Genomic DNA, 22029 nt, shown 5'->3' on the forward strand with positions numbered 1-22029 from the left:
ACTCAAAATCTGGTGTCCATTACGGACGTATCGGTTCGACCCCGATCACCGCTATCTTTTTAAACGACTCAGGCAACTGGGTCGTTTTTTCTTTGCCTTTTTGCCAGCAATGTTTATGTTTTCTATTAAGTTTTCTTGCGGGCCGTGGTCACGGTTTGCACCTTGTTTGGCGATTCTCTATAATGTTCCTTAGTATGGAGGTAATTTATGAACATCGGCTTGTATACGGACACCTACTTTCCGCAGAACAGCGGCGTCGCGACTTCAATCAAGACCCTGAAGGAAGCCCTGGAGGCGCAGGGGCACAACGTCTTTATTTTTACGACGACCGATCCCAACGTGGACAAGGACACGGTTGAAGCCAATATCTTCCGCTTCGGGTCCATCCCCTTCGTCGGCTTCTCCGAGCGGCGGATTGCCCTGCGGGGGCTCTTTGAGGCGACCCGGGTGGCTAAGGAGGTCAACTTGGACATCGTCCATACCCAAACCGAGTTCTCCATGGGAATGATCGGCAAGTACGTTGCCCACCAGTTGGGCATCCCCGCCATCCACACCTACCACACCATGTACGAGGACTACCTGCACTACGTCTTGAACGGGCACCTGCTCAAGCCGGTCCACGTCAAGCAGTTCACCAAGGCCTACTTGAAGAACATGGACGGGGTCATCGCGCCTTCCAAGCGGGTAGAGAAGCTGCTGGCCCGCTACGGGGTGGAGATCCCGGTGAGGGTGATTCCTACTGGCGTAGACGTGGGTGCCATCAGCGGCCCTGTAAAAGGCGATCTGCGCGAGAAATTGGGGATAGACCCGCAGGCGCCGGTAATGCTGACTCTGGGCCGGGTAGCCGCGGAAAAGAAGATCGACCGGATTCTGCGGATCATGCCGGAGCTTTTGGAAGAATTTCCTGACCTAGTCTACGTCATCGCGGGCGATGGCCCGGATGTGGACGTCCTAAAGGACCAGGTAGAGCGGCTCACCTTGGAGGACAGCGTGATTTTTGCCGGAAACGTGGCCCATGAAGAGGTCGGCAGCTACTACAAGATGGCGGACCTCTTCGTGTCCGCCAGCGACACGGAAACCCAGGGCTTGACCTACATTGAGGCCTTAGGCTCCGGCACCCGCTGCGTGGTCTACAAGACCGACTACACGGACGGGGTCTTTGACGATCCGGTCTACGGCATGACCTTTGAAACGCCGCGGGAAATGGAAGAGCAGATCCTGGCTTATCTGCGCGCTGGCCGCCAGCACGTGCCCGCGGACCTGCTGGCCAAGAAGATGACGGAGATCTCCGCCAGCCACTTTGCCAGTGAGGTTTGCAAGTTTTACCAGTATGCAATCGACAACTATCAATTAAGCGAGGCAGCACATGATCAGAATTAACATGTTTTCGCAGGCAGACTCAGTTGCCGGCCAAGGGGTTGGCGCGGCTTATGAGGAGCTGATCCGCCTGCTCAGAACCCGCCTGGTCGATGACTTCTACGTCACGATCAACCGCTATGGCGCAAGCGATTTGACCCACTATCACACGATCAACCCGACCTACTATGCCAACAGCTTTTCTCCGGCCCGCGGCCGCAAGATCGGCTACGTCCACTTTTTGCCGGACACCCTGGAGGGGTCAATCAAGCTGCCTGGGATGGCTAAGGAGGTCTTCTACAAGTACGTCATCGACTTCTACAAGCGGATGGACCAGATCGTGGTCGTCAACCCGATCTTTATCGACAAGCTGGCCGATTACGGAATTGACCGTGACAAGGTCCGCTACATCCCTAACTTCGTGGCCAAGAGCGAATTCTATGAGGAATCCCAGGCCAAAAAGAACGCTGTCAGAAAGGAGCTGGGACTGCCGCTGGACCAGTTCGTCGTCTTTGGCGACGGGCAGGTGCAAGCGAGAAAGGGCGTGGATGATTTTGCCAAGCTGGCCCTGGCCAACCCGGACATCCAGTTCATCTGGGCCGGCGGCTTCTCTTTCGGGCCAATCACTGACGGCTACGACCACTTCAAGAAGCTGGTCGACAATCCGCCGCAGAACCTCAAGTTCACGGGCATCATTGACCGGGAAAAGCTGGTTGACTACTTGAACGTGGCGGACTTGTTCCTGCTGCCGTCATTTGACGAGCTCTTCCCGATGTCCGTCTTGGAGGCCTTCAGCTGCGGGACGCCAGTCCTTTTGCGGGATTTGGACCTCTACCGGGCGATCATTGATGGCTATTACATGTCCGGCAAGGACTTCGTGGAGCTGAACACGCGCCTGCGCTTTGCCAAGGAGCACCCAGAAATCTTGGCCCAGTACCAGGATTTGTCAAGAGCGGCCAGTGCCCAGTATTCTGAAGACCACCTGACGGAGATTTGGCGTGACTTTTACCAAGAACAGTACAAGTTGGGCCGGGAGCTTGGACAGATTCGCTATGAATAAGAAAGAATGGTGGGGGGTTCTGGTCGTCTTGGCGGTCAGTGCCCTCGTTTTATATCTCGATTTAAAAAATACGCCCGTTGCCACTTTGCTGGCGGCGGCCTCAAAGATCGTTCCCTGGCGCCTGTTGCTGACCTTTTTGGCCATGTTCCTGTCCTTTGTCTGCGAAGCAGGAATTCTGCGGGTCTTGGCGGAAAAGCCTGGCGCGGCCAAGCGCTCCTGGTGGTCCTACCAGCGGATCCCGCTGATTCAGGCCCTGTTTAACGGGATCACCCCAATGGCTACGGGCGGGCAGCCTTCACAGCTGGCAGCCATGGTCGAAATGGGGATGAAAGGGGGACGGGCCACGTCCTTGCTGATGATGAAGTTCATCATCTACCAGCTGGTGGTCCTGGTTGCCTACCTGACTTCCTTTATTTTTGGCTTCAGACTGGTCGCCACTAAATTCGCCGGCCTGGCCATCTTTATCCTCTTGGGCTTCTTGATGCACTTGTCATCGATCATCCTGCTGCTGGTGGCCATGTTTGCCCATGACTGGTGCCGCAAGTCCGTTGCCTGGTTCATGCGGCTTTTGCGCAAATTTATGAGAAAAGAAACCGTCGACAAGCTGGAGCGGGGGACCCTGGACCAGGTTGAGGCCTTCTACCGGGAAAGCCAGGTTCTCAAGCAGGAGAAGCGGAAACTGGCTGCCGCCACGGCTTTGACGGTGGTCCAGCTGCTCTTGTACTACTCGATCCCTTATCTGACCCTGCGGTCCCTGGGGCTTTCAGCCTCTTGGGCCAACGTCACTTTGATGACGATCATGATCATCATGTTCATGGCCGTCATTCCGCTGCCAGGGGCCAGCGGGGGCGCGGAATTCAGCTTCCAGACCCTGTTCGCATCATTTATCGACCAATCAGGAACCCTGGTCCTGGCCATGTTCATCTGGCGTTTCGCGACCTACTTCTTCGGCATGCTTCTGGGCGTCATCGGCTGGACCTTCAAGCCCAAGAAGCTGCAGGACGCGGACTAGCTTAGAAAGGCGGCTGCTATGGAGAAAATCAAACGCGCCGGCACTTGGCTGCGCGAATCGAAGACCGGCTTTTTCGTGCTGATCGTGCTGTTTTACTGGCTTAAGACCTATGGGATCTACCTGACCAAGTTTACCTTGGGGGCAGCGGGCCCCATGCAGCAGTTCCTGCTCTTGCTTAACCCTATCCCGTCAGGGATGCTCTTGCTGGGGCTGGGGATGCTGCTGAAGGGGCGCAAGTCCTACTGGACCATGATCGTCATCGACTTCCTGCTGGCGACCTGGCTGTTTGCCAATATCTTGTACTACCGGGAGTTCTCCAACTTCCTGTCCTTCTCGCTCATGCAGAACTCAGGGGCAGCTTCGGAGAACTTGGGCAAAAGCATTGCCGGCATCATCAAGCCGACTGACTTTCTGGCCTTTCTGGACCCGATCGTCATGACCCTCCTGCTTGCCTGCAAGGGCATTAAGATGGATCTGAAGCCGCAGAGCTGGCAGCTCAAGACCTTGATTGAGGTCCTGGCCCTGATCTTGATGGGGGTCAACCTGCTTTTGGCCCAGCATGATCGCTCCGGCCTATTGACGCGGACTTTTGACAACAACTATATCGTCAAGTACCTGGGGATCAATGAATACGCGGTCTATGACGGGATCAAGACGGCCCAGACCAATGCCCAGATGGCCAACGCCAAGAGCTCGGATCTGGCGGCCGTCAAGAAGTACCTCAAGCAGAACCGCGTGGCGCCAAATGCCAAATACACGGGCGTGGCCAAGGGCAAGAACGTGATCATGATCCACCTGGAGTCCTTCCAGCAGTTCCTGATTGACTACAAGTGGAAGGGCAAGGAGGTCACCCCCAACCTGAACAAGCTCTACCACGCCAAGGATACCCTGGCTTTTGACAACTTCTTCAACCAGGTCGGCCAAGGGAAGACCTCGGACGCGGAAATGATGCTGGAAAACTCCCTCTTCGGGGTGCAGAGCGGGTCGGCCATGACCACCTATGGGACCAGCAATGTCTTTGAATCCATGCCGGCTATCCTCAAGCAAAAAGGCGGCTATACGACAGCCGTCATGCACGGGGGCAGCGGGAGCTTCTGGAACCGGAACAACGCCTACAAGTCTTTTGGCTACCAGTACTTCATGTCCTTGAACTACTACAATTACCAGAATTCCTGGTACCTGGGCTACGGCTTGAAGGACAAGATCTTCCTCAAGCAGTCGGCCAAGTATATCGCTGAATTGCCCCAGCCTTTTTATTTGAAGCTGATCACCGTCACCAACCACTACCCATATGACCTGGACAAGCAGAACGCGTCCATTGCCAAGACGGACACCAACGACAATACGGTCGATGGCTACGTGCAGACGGCCCACTACCTGGACCAGGCTATCGGCGAGTTCATGGCCTGGCTGAAGCGGACCGGCCTGGACAAAAAGACCCTGCTGGTCTTCTACGGGGACCACTACGGGATTTCCAACAACCACAACGAGGCCATGGCCATCTTGACCGGCAAGAAGTCCTATGGGGAGTTTGATGACCAGCAGCAGCAAAGGGTGCCGTTGATGATCCATGCCGCTGGCTTGAAGGGCGGGATCAAGCACGTTTATGGCGGCGAGATTGACGTGATGCCGACGCTGCTGAACCTGCTTGGCATTAAGAGCAATGACCTGATGCTGTTTGGCCATGACCTGCTCAGCCGGCAGAATCCCCAGCTCGTTGCCCAGAGAAACGGCAACTACATTTCGCCTGAGTTTACCAAGGTGGCTTCGTCCTACTACTACACCAAGACTGGCCGCCGGGTCAAAAACAAGCAGGACTTGGCCAAGGCCAAGCTGCTGGGCAACCGTGCCCTGGCGCAATTGTCCCTGTCGGACCGGGTGATGACCGGCAACCTGCTGCGCTTCTACAAGCCAAGCTGGTTTAAGACCACCAAGGCAGAAGACTACGACTACAACAAGGCTGACGCTTTAGCCAAGCTGGAAAAAGGCAGCCACGAAAAGTCGACCTTAAAGAGCCAGCTGGGCAAGAAGAAGGACGCCGAGGCCCTCTACAAGACCGATGCCCCGGAACTGCGGCAGTCTAGCAAGAAAAAGGCAAAATAAGGCAAAAATCGCTGGCATTCACCTGTTAATTGATGCCAAGCTATGATAAACTAGTTTAGTAACTGTAGAATAAATTGGAGGCAGTGCATTGTACAACTTTATTATGACGCTGTTGATCATTGTTTCAGTGCTGATTATTTTTGCGACAATGATGCAACCACAGAAGCAGCAAGATGCCTTGAACGCTTTGTCAGGCGGTGCCGTATTCAGCGGCCAGACCAAGAAGCGGGGCTTTGAAGCCTTTATGGAAAAGGTGACCTCAGTATTGTTGGTCCTGTTCTTCGCTTTTTCGATTATTTTGGCAATTCTGTCTTCTAAATAATCCCAGAACCTCCCGATCGCCAGATGGGAGGCTCTTTTTTTAACTTAAAGCTGGAAATGGAGTAATTCAATGACCCAAAACGAAACCGTATTGGCGGGCATTTTAGAAATTTTTCGCCACAATCCCCAGAAGCAGTTCAAGGTAGACCAGATTGAAAAAATGGCCCGCCGCAGCCACTTGGGGAGCTTTACCGACCAGGTCAAGGCCTTGGCCTACCTGGAACATGAAAAGAAGATCATCACCGATGGCAACGGCCGCTACCAGCTGGCCCAGGAAAACACCATCGTGGAAGGGGTCTTCCGCGCCAACGACAAGGGCTTTGGCTTTGTCCGCCTGGACGAGGAAGACGCTGATGACGTCTTTATCAGCTCTGACTTCACCAAATTGGCCCTGGACGGCGACCGGGTCAAGGTCAAGATCACCGCTGGCGGCAACCCTTGGAACGGCAAGGGGCCTGAAGGGCAGGTCGTGCAGATTCTGGAGCGGGGCGTCGATGCCATTGTCGGCGAGTACACGCCTTTGGAAGACATCCAGGTCAAGCTCAGCCACTTCGCCGGCTATGTCACTTCCACCAACAAGAAATTCAAGCAATACAAGGTCTACGTGTCGGAAAACGGGCTGATCCCGCAATTGGGCGACATGGTCAAGGTCTCCATCAAGGACTACCCGTCTGAAGACTTGCCGGACCGGATGACCGGGGCCGTGGTCAAGATCATCGGCAACAAGAACGATCCAGGCGTTGACATCATGTCCATCGTGGCTGAGCACGACATCAGAGTCGACTGGCCGCAGGATGCCCTGGACCAGGCCAATGCTATCCCGGACCACGTGCTACCGGAAGAGAAGCAGGAGCCAGGCCGCTGGGACATTACCGACCAGCCAGCCGTAACGATTGACGGCGACGACTCCAAGGACTTTGACGACGCGGTCGTCTTGTGGAAACTGGACAACGGCAACTACCACTTGGGCGTGCACATCGCCGACGTGGCCCACTACGTCAAGGAAGGGACGCCTTTGGACCGGGAAGCCTTTGCCCGGGGCAACTCAACCTACCTGGTTGACCGGGTCATCCCGATGCTGCCATTCCGCCTGTCCAACGGGATCTGTTCCTTGAACGAAGGCGTTGACCGCTTGGTTTTGTCCTGCGACATGGAAATCACGCCTAACGGCGAGCGGGTCAGCTATGACATCCACCCGTCCGTCATGCGCTCCCACGGCCGCCTGACCTACAACAAGGTCAACCAGGCCCTGAAAGAGGACGTGCCTGACAGCGACTTGGAAGAGAAGTACGTTAAGGTCCGGCCAATGCTCAAGGAAATGGCCCAGCTGCACGAAGCCCTGTACCAGCAGCGCCATGCCCGCGGGGCCATCGACTTTGAAGAGCCGGAGGCCAAGATCATCGTCGATGAAAAAGGCAAGCCAGTCGACATCGTCCTGCGCAACCGGGGCACGGCCGAAAAGATGATCGAATCCTTCATGCTGATGGCCAACGAAACGGTGGCTGAAGCCTACTTCAAGAAGCACGTTCCCTTCCTCTACCGGGTGCACGAAACGCCAGAAGCTGACCGGATTACCAGCTTCTTTGAATTCTGCGGGGCTTTCGGCCTGAATGTCAAGGCTGATCCAAACGACGTGAAGCCTAAGGACTTGCAGAACATCGTCACCAAGACTCTGGGCACCCCGGAAGAGGCCGTGGTCCAGATGATGATGCTGCGCAGCCTGAAGCAGGCCCACTACTCAGAAGACCCGCTGGGCCACTTTGGGATCGCGGCCAAGTACTACACCCACTTTACGTCGCCAATCCGCCGCTACTCAGACACCATGGTTCACCGGATGATCCATGCCTACCTGGAAGAAGGCACTGGCGAAAAGGTGCAGCAGCACTTTGCTTCTGAATTGCCAGACGTAGCGGACCAGACCTCTACCCAAGAGCGGCGGTCAATCGATACCGAGCGGGCCACCAACGACCTGAAGATGACCGAATACATGGCCGACCAGGTCGGCAACAAGTTCGACGCCGTCGTTTCTTCAGTCACCAGCTTTGGGATGTTCGTTCAACTGGAAAACACCGTGGAAGGCCTGATCCACATTTCCAACCTGACTGACGACTACTACACTTATGACGAAAAGCGGATGACCTTGACCGGCCGGACCAACCACAAGCAGTTCAAGGTGGGGATGCCAATCAAGGTGGTCCTGATCAACGCCAACGTTGAGCAGCACCAGCTGGACTTTGAGATTGACGACCCAGAAGCCAAGAAGCGCCCGCGCGGCGACCGGGGGCAAAACCGCCGCGGGGGCCGCGCGGGCGGCAACGGCGGCAAGGGCCGGCGCAATTACGGCAGCTACCGCGACAAGAGCGGGGACCGGCGCCACAAGCCAAGCAAGAACAACCGCGGCCAGCGCCTGCGCCAAAGCGAGAGCCGGGGGCGCAAGCGGCCAAGCCGCTAAAGCGGAAAGACGGTGAACATTGATGAAGAAAAAAGGCACTGAAGAAAACCTCCTTGCCCAAAACCGCCAGGCCCGGCATGACTACTTTATCAAGGAGACCTATGAAGCCGGGATTGCCCTGACGGGGACGGAAATCAAGTCCGTGCGCGCCCGCCGGATCACCTTGCGGGATGGCTACGTGCAGATCATCAACGGGTCCGCTTTCTTGGAAAACGTGCATATTGCCGAGTACAAGGAAGGGAACCGCTGGAACCATGATCCCCTCCGCAGCCGCCGCCTGCTGCTGCACAAGAAGGAAATCCGCAAGCTGGCGGAAGCCAAGGCCCAGCAGGGGATGACCATCGTGCCGCTGAAGGTCTACCTCAAGCACGGCTTTGCCAAGGTCCTGATTGGCGTGGCCCAAGGGAAGAAGGACTACGACAAGCGCGAAAGCATCAAGAAGCGCGATCAGGACCGGGAATTGCGGCGCAAGTACCGGATTTAGCGGAAAAAAGTCTATAGACGCAATAAACAGGCTCAGAGCCACAGAGTTCTGGACCTGTTTTTGCATTTGCTTTCATATATGCCGCGGTGCTTGTGAACGTTTCGAGCAAGCGAAATTTCTTTCAGATAAATTGAAAAAATGTAAGAAATTCGTTTCGCGTTTTCGGACTAGGCCAATTGCCTGTAAAAGGAACAAGGATTATAAAACCAGGAAGGTCATGGCTTTAGCCACTTGGCGCCAGTGAGAAAAAGCTGAAATATATTTCGGTAAAATGAAACAAATATCAAATGCTGAAATTTGATACGCTTTTTCAGAAAACGCTTCACATCCGTGGAAACGGTGTTATAATAACAATTGAAAGTTAGCTCACAAAGTATTGAGGAAAAGCTTTGCCGGCTGGCTGAAAAAACAGATCGCTGTGACGGCGAAATGTGTATTAGGAAAAAGTTCTGTTAGTAATAAAAATAAAGGAGCAATTACTTTATTATGTCAGACAAGAAGTTTTCGGTAGTTATCGCGGGTGGTGGGAGCACCTTCACGCCAGGCTTTGTCATCAGCCTCTGCGCGAACCAAGATAAATTCCCGTTAAGAAAGCTCAAGCTCTACGATATCGATGCTGAACGGCAGAAGAAGATCGGCGACGCTTGCGCGATCATCATGAAGGAAAAGGAGCCTGGCGTTGAATTTGAATACACCACGGATCCTGAAGAAGCCTTCACGGACGTTGACTTTGTCTTGGGGTCGATTCGGGTCGGCAAGTACGAAATGCGCAGCCACGATGAAAAGATTCCTTTGAAATACGGGGTCAACGGCCAGGAGACGACCGGCCCCGGAGGCATGGCTTATGGCTTGCGTTCCATCCCAGCCATCATCCAAATCATCGACTACATGGAGAAGTATTCGCCAAACGCTTGGATGGTCAACTACTCAAACACGATCGCCATCGTTTCAGAAGCTTGCCGGCGCTTCCGGCCAAATGCCAAGATCATCAACATCTGCGACATGCCAATCGACGACATGGGCCGGATGGCAGCCATCGTTGGCTTGAACTCCTACAAGGATTTGGACTTCACTTACTATGGCTTGAACCACTTCGGCTGGTGGAAGGGCGTTAGAAACAAGAAGACCGGCGAAGACTTGATGCCGCGGCTGAAGGAATACGTCAAGGACAACGGCTACTACGTTGGCGGGGACTTTGACAAGGAAACCGAAGCCAGCTGGGTTGCAACCTTCAAGAAGGTCAAGGACTGCTATGCTATGGATCCGACAACTTTGCCGAACAACTACATGCAGTACTACTACTTCCCGAAGTATGAAGTTGACAATGCCAACCCGCACTACACCAGAACCGATGAAATTCTGGAGTACCGGCAAAAGATCGTCTTCGGCGAATGCGCGCGGATCGTTAAGGAAGGCACGGCCAAGGGCAACCTTTGGGAAAGCGCGGTGCACTCCAACTACATCATTGACATCTGCCACGCGATTGCCTTCAACACCCACGAGAAGTTCCTGGCCAACATTCCAAACAATGGGGCCATCTCCAACTTCCCAGACGACGCGATCGTCGAGGTTCCTTGCCTCTTCGGTGCTGACGGCGTTCAGCCAATCTGCGTCGGCCCTGCCGGTCGCTTCCAATTAGGCTTGATGATGGAGCAGGTTACCTGCGAAAAGCTGGTCGTTGATGCTTACGAGCAAAAGTCTTACATCAAGATGCTCCAAGCCTTCGCCTTGAACAAGACTGTTCCAGACGCCACGATCGCCAAGAAGATCTTGGATGACATGATGGTCGTCAACAAGCCTTACTGGCCAGACTTGAAATAAGTCGGAATGAATTGAAATAAAAATCAATATAAATCTAATAAGCAATGTAGAAGAGGACCTAGTCAAATTCGAAATTTGCTAAGGTCGCTTTTTTTGAAGGGAGGAAATTGCTTATGATGCAGAAACTGCAGCGATTCGGTGCGGCAATGTTCGTGCCAGTCTTGCTCTTCTCGTTCTCAGGTATTGTGGTTGCCTTGACGAGTTTGCTTAACAACCCGGCCATCTTTGGTGGCCTGGCCAACCCTAATACCTTCTGGTACGGCTTCTGGGACACGATCCAGCAAGGTGGCTGGACGGTCTTCAACCAGGTAGACGTCCTGTTCGTCGTCGGTCTGCCAATTGGCTTGGCCAAGAAGGCCCAAGGGCGGGCAGCCATGGAATCATTGGTTACCTACTGGACCTTTAACTACTTTATCGCTGGCTTCCTGACCCACTGGGGCTCATTCTTTGGGATCAAGGACTTTGCCAACACCCAAATCGTAGCTAACGCTACTAACCAAGGTTTGAACATGATCGGTGGTATCAAGACTTTGGACACCAGTATCGTTGGTTCCCTGGTTATCGCCGGCATCGTTGTCTGGCTGCACAACCGCTACTTTGACAAGAAATTGCCAGAATGGCTTGGTACTTTCCAAGGTTCAGCCTACGTCGTAATCTTGGGCTTCATCACGATGTTCCCAGTTGCCTTCCTGACCTGCTTGGTATGGCCAAAGGTACAAATGGGCATCACTGCTTTGCAAGACTTCATGGCCCACAGTGGCTTGATCGGGATCTGGATCTTCAACTTCCTGAACAGAGTCTTGATTCCAACTGGCTTGCACCACTTGGTCTACATTCCATTCCAATACGGCCCAGCCGTAGTTGCTGGTGGTCTGCAACCATGGTGGCTGAAGCACTTGACTGAATTTGCCGAATCAACTAAGTCCCTGCGGACTTTGGCACCAAACATGGGCTTCATGCTTTACGGTAACGAAAAGGTCTTCCTGGTTCCAGCTATCTGCTTGGCCTTCATGCACACTGCCAAGAAGAACAAGAAGAAGCAGACCAAGGCTTTGCTGATTCCTGCCGCTTTGACTTCATTCCTGGCCGGGATTACCGAACCAGTTGACTTTACTTACCTGTTTGCTGCGCCAATCCTTTGGGTAATCTACTCAGTCATTGCTGCCACGATGAACACCACGATGTACATCTTCGGGGTTTCTGGTCAAATGACTGACGGTGCGATCGGGATTGCCTCAATGAACTGGCTGCCGCTTTGGGCTAACCACTGGCACCAATACCTGGCCCAATTCATTATCGGGATTATCTACGCCGTAATCATCTACTTCATCTTCAAGTTCATGATCGTCAAGTACAACTACCTGACTCCAGGCCGTGAAGCTGACGACCAAGACGTAAAGCTGTTGAGCAAGAAGGAATACAAGGAAGCCATGGCTGCTGAAAAGGCTGCCGAAGCTGCCGGTGAAAACTCAAACGACCCATACATTGCCAGAGCTACTGCCTACACCACTCTGCTTGGCGGGCCAGAAAACATTACTGAAATTACTTCATGCGCGACCCGTCTGCGGATCACGGTCAAGGACCCATCAAAGGTTGGTCCGGACGCTGCCTTCAAGAAGAACAAGGCAGTTGGGGTTGTCCGTCACGGGGATGCCCTGCAAGTTATCGTCGGCTTGGACGTAGCCCAAGTTCTGGAAAGAATTGAAGCCATCATCGCTGACAGCGGCAGCACGGTCAAGAAGACTGAAGCTGACCCAGATGAAGAGCGGGCTACCGGCTACCTGGACCTGCTGGGTGGCAAGGGCAACATCAAGGACCTGATTTCATGCTCAACCAGAGTAAGAGTCCACGTCTTTGACCCAAGCAAGGTTGCTTCAGAAGCCGAATTCAAGGAGGTCGGCGCTAGCGCTCTGCAAAAGAAGGAAAACAACGAATTTGACATCGTTGACGGCATCAATGTTGAACGCGTCATCGAAAAGATGAAGGAATTGATGTAGACCAATTGCCTAAAAGCGACAAATCTACGGCACGGTCTATGAAAGCGCTACTTGTTGACTGCAAAACGTGCTATTCTATAAAGATGAGAATCATTCCAGACTGAGTCCCATTTGATAATCTATTGGTTATAGTGTGACTTAGCGCTGAGAACGCAGCTTTTATAGAAGAGGTAAGTTTTGTATGGCAGGTATTAGAGCTAAAATTTATGACCACGCGGGAGATTTGAATCCTTCTGACAAGAAAGTATTGAATTATCTTTTGGATAATGCCCAGGCTTGCAGTGAGCTTAGCTTGACTAAGCTCGCTGCAAAGCTGTATGTATCAGAATCAGCCATTTTCCGCTTATGCAAGAAAATTGGCTTGAGCGGGTATAGTGAATTGAAGTATGAGCTGGCGGAATTGTCCCGGGGCGAAAGCCAGGGAGCTAAGCTGCAGGAGACTTTTATCAACCGGCTGACGAAAAATATCCGTGCCGAAATCGCCTACTTTAAGACCCTGGATTTGGAGAGATTCTATCAGAGCCTGCGCGAGGCCAACAACGTTTACATTTACACGACAGGCTGGCAGCAGCACTCAATTGCCACTTATATGTCCCACCAGCTTCTGGTGAACACCAACAAGCCGACCATCGTCTTGCCATCCGCGATTGATGAGCTGAAGATGTCCCGGCAGTGGCTGAAGGCTGATGACCTCCTGTTCGTAATCTCCTTCTCCGGGGAAAACAAGGAATTGTGCGATGAGCTGGAAGAGCTGCGGATTCTGAACGACCGCTTCCGCCTGACTTCCCTGACCATCATCAAGGAGAACCGGCTGGCCAGTCTGTCAGACTACAGCCTCTTCTTCCAGCCAAGTCTATATACCGAAGAGAGTCACAATGACTCGCAGAAATGGGCCTTCAGCTCGGCCTATATGCTCGTTGACCTGATGATCAACGGCTACAACAATTGGCTGAATAAGAAAGGAGAATAAGCCATGCGGCAGAAAACAGCAAATTTGCTGGACAGATTTACCAGGTCAGCAGGCCTGAGTCCAAAAAGAGTGGTGAAGATCTATACTTTGATCCTCTTCTTTGCCCCCTTGCTCTACCTGGTTTTGCTTGAAATCAGGGCAACCGCGGCCAAGGAAACCATCTTCAAGTTTGTTGCTTCCAGTCCGTATATGGGCGTCTCCTTGATCGTGGCGGCCGGCGACTTTCTCCTGGGCTACCTCTGCTGGCTCAACAGCGGGGAGCTCTTGGAGAATCGCCATAACTACGTCCGCTTCATGAAGCTGCAACTGTGGAGCCAGCTTCTGGTAGGCAATTGGGTTTGCCTGCTCTTCGCCGTCCTCGGTCTGCGCCGCCAAGGCGACGTGGCCAGCAAGCAGGAACAAGAAAGAAGCCAGATAGTTTCATTAGCCTATGTGGTCTTTGGCTTGTTCGCGATCTGTTTTGTCTTTTATTTAATTCTCGTCATTAAGTCAATGAAAGGTTAGTTGATATCGATGTTTAATTTCTTCAAAAAAGGCCACAAGAGCAGCGACAGTGCTGCTTCAGTCATTAAGGCGCCAGTAGACGGCGACTTGATCCCAATCACTGAAGTCTCAGATGACGTCTTCTCCCAAAAGATGCTGGGCGACGGCTTCGCGGTTAAGCCAAGTTCCAAGGAAATCTTTGCTCCAGTAGATGGCAAGATCTCGACGCTGTTTCCAACCAAGCATGCCATTGGGATCACGACCAAGGAGGGGCTGGAAATCCTGCTCCACCTTGGGATTGACACCGTGGAACTGAAGGGCGAGCCATTCGAAGTACATGTTGCTCAAGATGACGAAGTCAAGGCAGGGCAAAAGCTGATTGACATGGACATCGATGCAGTGACCAAGAGTGGCCGCGACAACACGGTCATCGTGGTCTACACCAACATGGACAAGTTGAAGCAAGTCAAAGATGTCAACCCACGCAAAGTTGCCCACGGTGACGACGCGCAAGAAATTGTCTACAATGACGAAGACTAGCAATTAGCTCTAAGTTGATTTTGGGCAACAATGCCTGAACAAATCCTCACTTAAAGTACAATCACGAGATGTACAGCTAAACTTATTAAATTAACTCCTCATAAAAACACTTTTCTTATTTCTCACTTCTCTCATTATTTGGAAAGGAGCGTTCCACTTGGCAAGACATTGACCTTGAAGGGGGACACGCCTTGAGCACCCATCTAGCTTAGATGGGTGTTTTTGTGTGTGCTTGATTTTTGAAACCCGCGTCAGTTGGGTACTATTCGGGAATCAGATATTAAAAAATACCTAATCGACCTTATCCCCGCACGCTCGTTTCCAATGCAAGCCAAAAAGTTGACCGGATTTTTCAAATTACCGGCAGATGAAAGCGCTATGCGATGCTTGCAAATCGTGCTATCATTTTCAGTAGAGATTAATTTGAGGTGAGAGTTCTGATGCATGAAAAAGCAGCTAAGCCAATGCAATTTTTGAAGATCTATTGTCTGATCTTGTTCTTTATTCCATCGTTTTACATTCTGTGCTTGGAAGTGGGGGCCAGAATCGCGGGCAAGACGCTGTTTGCCTACGCGGACGCCAGTCCTTTGATTGCCGCAATCTTGATCAGCGGGGCCTGCGACTTCCTGCTCAGCGTGATTTCCTGGCTGGACTGGAACCGGCTGACCAAGACCCAGGACAATTATGTCCGCTTCATGCAGCTGCAGGTGGCCAGCCAATTGCTGACTGGAAACCTGCTCTGCTTAGTCCTGGCCATTTTGGGCCTGCGACAGGGCAAAGACGTGGCGGGCCAGGGCAAGGTGCCAAGCCAGGCGGTGGCGATTGCCTACTTCTGCCTGGCCATGGCCATCATCTGCGGTGGCTTTTATCTGTCTTTCCTGCTTAGAGGCTAAGAAATTTTTAGACAAGCAAACATGATCCGGAGTTGAACGCTTGCTCATTGAAGCAAACGCTCAACTCCTTTTTTGCAAAGAAAAAAGCCGCAGTTGCTCGAACTGCGGCTTTCGCATTGACTTACAGCTGCTTCTTCATCAGCTGGTGGGCGATGCCGGCTTCCATGAAGGGCCCGCCTGCTGTTTCATAGCCATTGGCCAGGTAAAAAGGGATGGCTTGGGCCTGGGCATGCAGGTAGACGGCGTCAGCCAGGCCATGGCTTTTGACGTACTGCTCAATGGCGGCCATCATTCTGGAAGCCAGGCCTTGGCGGCGGGCAGCCTTTTGCACGGCCACGCGGCCGATCAGATATTTGCCATCCTCCAAGAAGAAGCGGGCCGCGGCCAGGGCATCAGTTGCCTCATCATTCAAGAGAAAGACGTGGTAGGCCTCAAGGTCGGCGTCGTCCAGCTCCGGGACGGTGATCTTTTGCTCGGCGACGAAAACTTCATCGCGGATCCGGGAGAGGCAGAAGACTTCGCGGGGACTCAATTCGGAAAAATGCTTGACTTGAATTGCGGACATGATGGACTCCTTAAGCTAATTTTAATTTTGACAAAAAGAATTGTAGCATTGCCGCGAGTTTTTAGCAAAAAAAGCACTTTCCGCCATCAGGGCTGCTGGTTATCATAGCAAAAAATCGAATCTTTCAATTTGTTTACAGCGGTTGAGCCACTAGACCTAGTGTGCTATAAAGTAGATACCTACTAAGTTTTGAGTTTAGCGTAGAAAACGCTGCTTAAGCAGCTTAGCAAATGCAATTGTTAAATCAATGACTGTTAATTGATGAGGTGAATCATGTCAGAATTAGTGATCAAAGACCTGCATGTCAGCATCGCGGGCAAGGAGATCCTGCAAGGGGTCAATCTCAAGCTGAAAACCGGCGAAATCCATGCCATCATGGGGCCAAACGGGACCGGGAAGTCCACTTTGTCTGAGTCCATCATGGGCAATCCCGCCTACACGGTGACCCAGGGGAGCGTGACCTTGGACGGGAAAAATCTCCTGGACATGACCGTTGACGAGCGGGCTCGAGCCGGTCTGTTTTTGGCCATGCAATACCCAGCTGAAATCCCCGGCATCACCAATGCCGAGTTCATCCACGGGGCTATCAACGCCAGACGCCCGGAAGATGATGCCCTGCCAATGCGGGACTTTTTAAAGGAGCTCTACGAAAACATGCAGTTCCTGGACATGAAGCTGGAAATGAGCCAGCGCTATCTCAACCACGGCTTTTCCGGCGGTGAGAAAAAGCGCAACGAAATTCTCCAGATGATGATGATCAAGCCCAAGTTCGCCGTTTTGGACGAAATCGACTCCGGCCTGGACATCGATGCCTTAAAGGTTGTCTCCCGCAGCATCAACAAGATGCGCGGCAAGGACTTTGGCGCCTTGATGATCACCCACTACCAAAGACTGCTGGACTACGTGGTGCCTGACGTCGTGCATGTCATGATGGGCGGCCGGGTGGTCGCTGAAGGCGGGCCAGAGCTGGCCAAGCGTCTGGAAACGGAAGGCTACAGCAAGCTGCGTGACGAGCTGGGCCTGAAGATTGAGCTGACGGATGAAGACGTCTGAGGAGGCCGCGATGGAAGAAGCACTTTGGTTTAAAGGCGTCCAGGCCAAGGCGGCCGCGCTGGCGCCAACGCTCAAGCGGCCCGTTTTTGACAAAATCGACTCCCGCGACTGGGATTTGGAATTAGGGGCCAGGGACCAGACTGATCCGGAATTGGCCATTCCTCCTGAGTTTGCCCACCAGCAGCTGCTGCAAGTAGGCTCCGTGACCCGGTCCCGGAACTTGCGCGAAGACTTGCGCGCCCAAGGCGTGATCGTCTGCGACTGGGCCGAGGCCTTGGAAAAGCATGGGGACTTGCTGCAGAAATACTTTGGCCAGGCCGTGCCCATCGATGAGAACCGCCTGACCGCCGAGCATGCTACCAGCATCAACAACGGGATCCTGGTCTACGTGCCCAAGAACGTGGCCGTCAAAGAGCCAATCACGGTGGCATACCTGCAAGATGCCAGCAAGAAGCAGGACTTCGTGGAGCACGTGCTGCTGATTGCGGACGTGAATTCGTCCGTGTCCTATATGGAAAGCCTGGCCACGATTGGCGCTGAGGCCAATACGGCCAGCGTCGTCGTTGAAGTCATCGCCCGCGCCGGCAGCCAAGTCAAGTATGCCGGCATCGACCGCCTGGGCCAAAAGACCACGGCCTACATCAAGCGCGTGGCCAAGATCGGCCAGGACGCCAAGGTCGACTGGGCCCTGGGGATGCTGAGCGACGGCAAGATCCTGGGCGACTTTGACTCCAACTTGATCGGGACCGGGTCCAAGGCCGACATGAACATTATCGCCATTACCATCGGCGACCAGATCCAAGGACTGAACACGGTCGTCAACAACTACGGGAGAAAGTCGGTCGGCCACATCCTCCAGCACGGGGTTATCCTGCAGCGGTCAAGCCTGATTTTTGACGGGATCGGGCACGTGATGAAGGGGGCCAAGGGGGCTGACGCCCAGCAGGAAAACCGGGTCTTGATGCTGTCAAGAGCGGCCAGGGGGGATGCCAACCCGATCCTGCTGATCGATGACAATGACGTGTTTGCCGGGCACGCGGCCAGCGTTGGCCGGGTCGACGAGCAGCAGCTCTATTACTTGATGAGCCGGGGCATCCCCAAGAAGACGGCGGAGCGCTTAGTCATCCGCGGCTTCCTGGGGCCGGTCCTGACCCGGGTTCCATCGGCAGACGTGCGCCAGCGCTTGTTTGCCATGGTAGAAAGAAAGCTGATTGATGGACAGGACATGGAATAATTGCAGAAATGACTTCCCGCTGCTGCAGGAAAAAGTCAATGATGAGCCCCTGGTCTATCTGGACAATGCCGCGACGACCCAGAAGCCCCGCAGCGTGATCCAGGCCAGCACGGACTTTTATGAGCATTTCAACGCCAATATCTACCGGGGCGTGCATACCTTGAGCCAGCGGGCCACCGCGGCTTATGAGGCAGTGCGCCGGGAGGCGGCGGAGTTTATTGGGGCTAAAAGCAGCGCCGAGATCGTCTTCACCAAGGGGACGACCAACTCCTTGAATATGGTGGCCTTTGGCTGGGCTCTGCCTAGATTGGGGCCGGGCGATGAGATCGCGGTCTCGCCAGCCGAGCACCACAGCAACCTGGTCCCATGGCAGCAGGTGGCCAAGCTCACCGGCGCCCATCTGGTCTACTTGCCCCTGGCGGATGACGGCCAGCTTGATCTGGGCCTGGCCAGGGTCTTGATTGACGACCGGACCAAGCTGGTGGCCCTGGCCCAGGTGACCAATGTCTTGGGCACGATCGTGCCCATCAAGGAAGTGGCCAAAATCGCCCACCAGCACGGGGCCAAGGTCGTGGTCGACGGCGCCCAGGCGGCCGGCCACCTGCCAGTAGACGTTCAGGACCTGGATGCTGACTTTTATGCCTTTTCCGGCCACAAGATGCTGGCCCAGACTGGCGTTGGCGTCTTATACGGCAAGTATGATCTGCTTGAGCAGCTGACCCCCTTTGAATTTGGCGGGGAAATGATCGACAGCGTCGGGCTGGACGAGGCAACTTTTAAGGAGTCGCCCCTCAAGTTTGAGGCTGGGACCCAGAATATCTCCGGCGTCTTGTCCTTGGGCGCGGCGATCAACTACCTGTTGGCAATTGGCCAAGAAGAAATTGCCCGCCGCGAGCAGGAATTGACCCAAGACTTGCTGAAGCAGCTGACCGGCCTGTCCGGCGTGACGGTCTATGGGCCAAAAATTGGCACCCCCCGCGGTCCGATCGTGTCCTTCAACCTGGACGGGGTGCACCCGCATGACCTGGCTACGGCGCTGGACCTGCAGGGCATCGCCATCCGGGCGGGCCACCACTGCGCCCAGCCCCTGCTGGCCTGGCTTGGCTGCTCAGCCACGGCCCGGGCCAGCCTGGCTTTGTACAACAATGAAGAAGATCTTGCCGCCCTGGTCAAGGGCGTGGAAAATGCAAAGGAGTTTTTTGCCCATGGGCTTGGAAAAATTGAATAACTTGTACCGGGACCTGCTGCTGGACTATGCGAACCACCCCAAGCATGCCCAGATCCTGCCGGATGCCAGCCGCGAGCTGACCCTGCACAATATGACCTGCGGTGACAGCCTGCACTTGACGGCGGTCATCAAGGACCAGACCATTGCGCAAATCGGCTACCAGGCCACCGGCTGCACGATCTCCCAGGCTTCAGCCTCCATCATGAGCGAGGCGGTCTTGGGCAAGAAGACCAGTGAGGCCCAGCGGATGACGCTGGCTTTTTCAAAAATGACGCTGGGGGAGGAATTGAGCCCGCAGGAGCAGGATTTGCTGGGCGACGCGACCCTGCTTAGCGGGGTGGCCCAGTTCCCGGCCCGGATCAAGTGCGCCACGATGGCTTGGAAGGCCATCTACCAGCTAGTTGAAGAGTGCCAGGAGGATGATAAGCATGAGTGAGCTTGAGCAAGATGAAACCCTGCGGTCTTTGGACCATGAATACGAATACGGCTTTAAGGACGATGTCAAGCCGGTCTACACGACGGGGGAGGGCTTAAGCGAAGCGGTCGTCCGCCAGATTTCCGCGGCCAAGCATGAGCCGGACTGGATGCTGGACTTTCGCCTGCAGGCCTACCGGACCTACCAGCAGCTGCCCATGCCCAAGTTTGGGCCGGACCTGTCAGCCATCGACTTTGATCATTTGAACTACTTCCGCCGCGATGCCAATGAGGCGGTCCGGTCATGGGATGAGGTGCCGGACAAGATCAAGGAGACTTTTGAAAAGCTGGGGGTTCCCCAGGCTGAGCGCCAGTATCTGGCCGGATCCTCAGCCCAGTATGAGTCAGAAGTCGTCTACCACAACATCAAAGAAGACCTGGCCCGCCAGGGCGTCCTCTTCATGTCGACCGACGCGGCGGTCCAGGTGGTGCCGGACTTGGTGAAAAAATACTTCGGCAAGCTGGTCAAGCCCAGCGACAACAAGATGGCGGCCCTGAACTCCGCCGTTTGGTCCGGTGGGACCTTTATCTACGTGCCTAAGGGGGTTCAGGCTCGGGTGCCGATTCAGAGCTACTTCCGGATCAACGCGGGCAACTCCGGTCAGTTCGAGCGGACGCTGATTATCGTGGATGAAGGCGGGAGCGTCAACTATGTTGAGGGATGCACCGCGCCGACTTACTCGCGCGACTCTCTGCACGCGGCGGTGGTTGAAGTCAACGTTCTTAAGGACGCCTACTGCCGCTACACCACCATCCAGAACTGGTCAGACAACGTCTACAGCCTGGAAACCAAGCGGGCCCAGGCGCTGGAAAATGCCACGATGGAGTGGGTTGACGGAAATCTTGGCTCCAAGGTCACGATGAAGTACCCAAGCGTCTACTTGAACGGGAAGCATGCCCGCGGGACCATGCTGTCGATTGCTTTTGCCGGCTGCGACGTAAACGGGCAGGGGATCGACTCTGATACCGGGGCCAAAATGATCCACAACGCACCAAACACGACCAGCTCGATCGTGTCCAAGTCCCTGTGCAAGGACGGCGGGCGGGTGGACTACCGCGGCCAGGTCCGCTTCAACCCAGACAGCGATGGCTCTTTGGCCCACGTTGAATGCGACACGATCATCATGGACGACAAGTCGGCCTCAAATACGATTCCCTACAACGAGATCCTGTGCGGGAACGTGTCCATGGAGCACGAGGCTAAGGTCTCCAAGATTTCAGAGGAGCAGCTCTACTACTTGGAGAGCCGAGGCATTCCGGAGCGCAAGGCGACGGAAATGATCGTCATGGGCTTCCTGGAGCCGTTTACCAAGAAGCTGCCAATGGAATACGCCGTTGAGCTCAACCGCTTGATCGAATACCAAATGGCCGGAAGCATCGGCTAAACAGATAAATCCTGATAAAACAAAAACGCTGCCAGAACAACGAAGGTTGCTCCGGCAGCGTTTTTGGCCTGTCTAGCTTCTGGGGGACAGCTTGGTCAGCTTTTCGGCGTTGAAGCTGACCATGACGATTGTCGTCAAAGCCGCGATGGCGATTGGGGAGACCGTGTGGGCGTAGTAGACTTCCAGAAGCTCGATGTCGCTGGTGATCAGACTGATCAAGTCCCCCTTGTCCACGAAAGTTCTTAATGAAGAAATAACCGGATAAGATCAGGCAAAAGTCCGGCAAAAAAATAATTTGCAAAAAAATCAGGAAAAAATTCGCAACAAAAAGCGCAATTTACGAACAATAATTTTGTATTTTGCCAAATCGCGGAAAATGAACAGGAAAAAGTTCGCGTCAGCCAAAAGCGCTTTGTCACAACGCGGCCGCGCGTTCACTTGCTAAACCGAATGAAAATCCAAATTTGACGAAAGAAAAAACACGAGTATACTAATATTTGTTGTCGCGCGAGACACGAAGCTCTCACGGAGGCACGAAAAAATAAATCAAAAAACTTGTTGACAAATTCTTAACAAGCGAGTAAGATATAAAACGTTG

General features: G+C 53.9%; 20 protein-coding genes. 18 read left to right on the plus strand and 2 right to left on the minus strand.

The annotated features are described in order from the left end of the window. Positions 1 to 207 precede the first annotated feature (207 nt). From OCH80_RS08785 to OCH80_RS08845, 13 genes are all read left to right on the plus strand, one after another. Positions 208 to 1380 (plus strand): glycosyltransferase family 4 protein, encoded by a 1173-nt coding sequence (locus OCH80_RS08785; RefSeq protein WP_404540091.1) that lies wholly within the window; start codon positions 208 to 210, stop codon positions 1378 to 1380. Beyond that, entirely contained in the window at positions 1367 to 2416 is a 1050-nt protein-coding gene (locus OCH80_RS08790) for a glycosyltransferase family 4 protein (RefSeq protein WP_154549244.1), read from the plus strand. The genes OCH80_RS08785 and OCH80_RS08790 overlap by 14 nt, the downstream gene beginning before the upstream one ends. Next, entirely contained in the window at positions 2409 to 3428 is a 1020-nt protein-coding gene (locus OCH80_RS08795) for a YbhN family protein (protein ID WP_404540095.1), read from the plus strand. The genes OCH80_RS08790 and OCH80_RS08795 overlap by 8 nt, the downstream gene beginning before the upstream one ends. An 18-nt stretch (positions 3429 to 3446) precedes the next feature. Then, complete coding sequence (locus OCH80_RS08800; RefSeq protein WP_404540098.1) at positions 3447 to 5531, plus strand: LTA synthase family protein; 2085 nt, start codon at positions 3447 to 3449, stop codon at positions 5529 to 5531. Between the two features lie 88 nt (positions 5532 to 5619). Then, positions 5620 to 5853, plus strand: a complete 234-nt coding sequence (secG, locus tag OCH80_RS08805) for a preprotein translocase subunit SecG (protein WP_154549247.1) — start codon at positions 5620 to 5622, stop codon at positions 5851 to 5853. A gap of 69 nt (positions 5854 to 5922) precedes the next feature. Then, entirely contained in the window at positions 5923 to 8304 is a 2382-nt protein-coding gene (rnr, locus tag OCH80_RS08810; protein ID WP_206989908.1) for a ribonuclease R, read from the plus strand. A gap of 22 nt (positions 8305 to 8326) precedes the next feature. Then, a complete protein-coding gene (smpB, locus tag OCH80_RS08815; protein WP_154549249.1) occupies positions 8327 to 8788 on the plus strand; it encodes an SsrA-binding protein SmpB in 462 nt (153 codons plus the stop codon). Between the two features lie 486 nt (positions 8789 to 9274). Beyond that, on the plus strand, positions 9275 to 10609 hold the full coding sequence (locus OCH80_RS08820) for a 6-phospho-alpha-glucosidase (protein WP_302188322.1): 1335 nt from the start codon (positions 9275 to 9277) through the stop codon (positions 10607 to 10609). A gap of 113 nt (positions 10610 to 10722) precedes the next feature. Then, positions 10723 to 12606 (plus strand): alpha-glucoside-specific PTS transporter subunit IIBC, encoded by a 1884-nt coding sequence (locus tag OCH80_RS08825; protein WP_404540104.1) that lies wholly within the window; start codon positions 10723 to 10725, stop codon positions 12604 to 12606. Between the two features lie 181 nt (positions 12607 to 12787). Next, a complete protein-coding gene (locus OCH80_RS08830) occupies positions 12788 to 13576 on the plus strand; it encodes a MurR/RpiR family transcriptional regulator (RefSeq protein WP_404540105.1) in 789 nt (262 codons plus the stop codon). A 3-nt stretch (positions 13577 to 13579) separates the two neighbouring features. After that, complete coding sequence (locus OCH80_RS08835) at positions 13580 to 14080, plus strand: hypothetical protein (RefSeq protein WP_404540108.1); 501 nt, start codon at positions 13580 to 13582, stop codon at positions 14078 to 14080. A 9-nt stretch (positions 14081 to 14089) separates the two neighbouring features. Continuing rightward, positions 14090 to 14599: a PTS glucose transporter subunit IIA gene (locus OCH80_RS08840; RefSeq protein WP_404540111.1), complete on the plus strand. Its 510-nt coding sequence runs from the start codon at positions 14090 to 14092 to the stop codon at positions 14597 to 14599. Between the two features lie 440 nt (positions 14600 to 15039). Continuing rightward, positions 15040 to 15492 (plus strand): hypothetical protein, encoded by a 453-nt coding sequence (locus OCH80_RS08845; protein WP_404540114.1) that lies wholly within the window; start codon positions 15040 to 15042, stop codon positions 15490 to 15492. A 121-nt stretch (positions 15493 to 15613) separates the two neighbouring features. Here OCH80_RS08845 and OCH80_RS08850 read toward each other — a convergent pair whose 3' ends face one another. Then, positions 15614 to 16057: a GNAT family N-acetyltransferase gene (locus OCH80_RS08850; protein WP_404540116.1), complete on the minus strand. Its 444-nt coding sequence runs from the start codon at positions 16055 to 16057 to the stop codon at positions 15614 to 15616. Between the two features lie 273 nt (positions 16058 to 16330). Between OCH80_RS08850 and sufC the strand changes: the two genes are divergently transcribed. Genes sufC through sufB form a run of 5 tightly spaced genes read left to right on the plus strand, consistent with a single transcriptional unit; the run spans position 16331 to position 21431 of the window. Next, the gene (sufC, locus tag OCH80_RS08855; protein ID WP_404540119.1) at positions 16331 to 17110 is read left to right on the plus strand and encodes a Fe-S cluster assembly ATPase SufC; all 780 of its coding nucleotides are present in this window, start codon (positions 16331 to 16333) and stop codon (positions 17108 to 17110) included. A gap of 10 nt (positions 17111 to 17120) precedes the next feature. Further along, positions 17121 to 18344, plus strand: a complete 1224-nt coding sequence (gene sufD / locus OCH80_RS08860; protein WP_404540122.1) for a Fe-S cluster assembly protein SufD — start codon at positions 17121 to 17123, stop codon at positions 18342 to 18344. Next, the gene (locus OCH80_RS08865; protein WP_404540124.1) at positions 18325 to 19572 is read left to right on the plus strand and encodes a cysteine desulfurase; all 1248 of its coding nucleotides are present in this window, start codon (positions 18325 to 18327) and stop codon (positions 19570 to 19572) included. Before sufD ends, OCH80_RS08865 begins: the two co-directional genes overlap by 20 nt. Then, positions 19550 to 20008 carry a Fe-S cluster assembly sulfur transfer protein SufU gene (gene sufU, locus OCH80_RS08870; RefSeq protein WP_404540127.1) on the plus strand — a complete coding sequence of 153 codons (459 nt, stop codon included), beginning with the start codon at positions 19550 to 19552 and terminating at the stop codon, positions 20006 to 20008. The genes OCH80_RS08865 and sufU overlap by 23 nt, the downstream gene beginning before the upstream one ends. Next, entirely contained in the window at positions 20001 to 21431 is a 1431-nt protein-coding gene (sufB, locus tag OCH80_RS08875) for a Fe-S cluster assembly protein SufB (RefSeq protein ID WP_404540130.1), read from the plus strand. Before sufU ends, sufB begins: the two co-directional genes overlap by 8 nt. A 72-nt stretch (positions 21432 to 21503) precedes the next feature. Here the strand turns inward: sufB and OCH80_RS08880 are convergent, their stop codons facing one another. After that, the gene (locus OCH80_RS08880) at positions 21504 to 21665 is read right to left on the minus strand and encodes a hypothetical protein (protein ID WP_404540132.1); all 162 of its coding nucleotides are present in this window, start codon (positions 21663 to 21665) and stop codon (positions 21504 to 21506) included. Between the last annotated feature and the right edge of the window lie 364 nt (positions 21666 to 22029).

Origin of the sequence: Lactobacillus sp. 23-2 (assembly GCF_044902225.1) — a bacterium.
Lineage (GTDB): Bacteria > Bacillota > Bacilli > Lactobacillales > Lactobacillaceae > Lactobacillus > Lactobacillus absianus.

Excerpts from the sequence above, each read along its gene's own strand:
- OCH80_RS08785 (WP_404540091.1), top strand. The coding sequence starts at position 208 with ATGAACATCGGCTTGTATACGGACACCTACTTTCCGCAGAACAGCGGC.
- OCH80_RS08790 (WP_154549244.1), top strand. The coding sequence starts at position 1,367 with ATGATCAGAATTAACATGTTTTCGCAGGCAGACTCAGTTGCCGGCCAA.
- OCH80_RS08795 (WP_404540095.1), top strand. The coding sequence starts at position 2,409 with ATGAATAAGAAAGAATGGTGGGGGGTTCTGGTCGTCTTGGCGGTCAGT.
- OCH80_RS08800 (WP_404540098.1), top strand. The coding sequence starts at position 3,447 with ATGGAGAAAATCAAACGCGCCGGCACTTGGCTGCGCGAATCGAAGACC.
- rnr (WP_206989908.1), top strand. The coding sequence starts at position 5,923 with ATGACCCAAAACGAAACCGTATTGGCGGGCATTTTAGAAATTTTTCGC.
- smpB (WP_154549249.1), top strand. The coding sequence starts at position 8,327 with ATGAAGAAAAAAGGCACTGAAGAAAACCTCCTTGCCCAAAACCGCCAG.
- OCH80_RS08820 (WP_302188322.1), top strand. The coding sequence starts at position 9,275 with ATGTCAGACAAGAAGTTTTCGGTAGTTATCGCGGGTGGTGGGAGCACC.
- OCH80_RS08825 (WP_404540104.1), top strand. The coding sequence starts at position 10,723 with ATGATGCAGAAACTGCAGCGATTCGGTGCGGCAATGTTCGTGCCAGTC.
- OCH80_RS08830 (WP_404540105.1), top strand. The coding sequence starts at position 12,788 with ATGGCAGGTATTAGAGCTAAAATTTATGACCACGCGGGAGATTTGAAT.
- OCH80_RS08835 (WP_404540108.1), top strand. The coding sequence starts at position 13,580 with ATGCGGCAGAAAACAGCAAATTTGCTGGACAGATTTACCAGGTCAGCA.
- OCH80_RS08840 (WP_404540111.1), top strand. The coding sequence starts at position 14,090 with ATGTTTAATTTCTTCAAAAAAGGCCACAAGAGCAGCGACAGTGCTGCT.
- OCH80_RS08845 (WP_404540114.1), top strand. The coding sequence starts at position 15,040 with ATGCATGAAAAAGCAGCTAAGCCAATGCAATTTTTGAAGATCTATTGT.
- OCH80_RS08850 (WP_404540116.1), bottom strand. The coding sequence starts at position 16,057 with ATGTCCGCAATTCAAGTCAAGCATTTTTCCGAATTGAGTCCCCGCGAA.
- sufC (WP_404540119.1), top strand. The coding sequence starts at position 16,331 with ATGTCAGAATTAGTGATCAAAGACCTGCATGTCAGCATCGCGGGCAAG.
- sufD (WP_404540122.1), top strand. The coding sequence starts at position 17,121 with ATGGAAGAAGCACTTTGGTTTAAAGGCGTCCAGGCCAAGGCGGCCGCG.
- OCH80_RS08865 (WP_404540124.1), top strand. The coding sequence starts at position 18,325 with ATGGACAGGACATGGAATAATTGCAGAAATGACTTCCCGCTGCTGCAG.
- sufU (WP_404540127.1), top strand. The coding sequence starts at position 19,550 with ATGGGCTTGGAAAAATTGAATAACTTGTACCGGGACCTGCTGCTGGAC.
- sufB (WP_404540130.1), top strand. The coding sequence starts at position 20,001 with ATGAGTGAGCTTGAGCAAGATGAAACCCTGCGGTCTTTGGACCATGAA.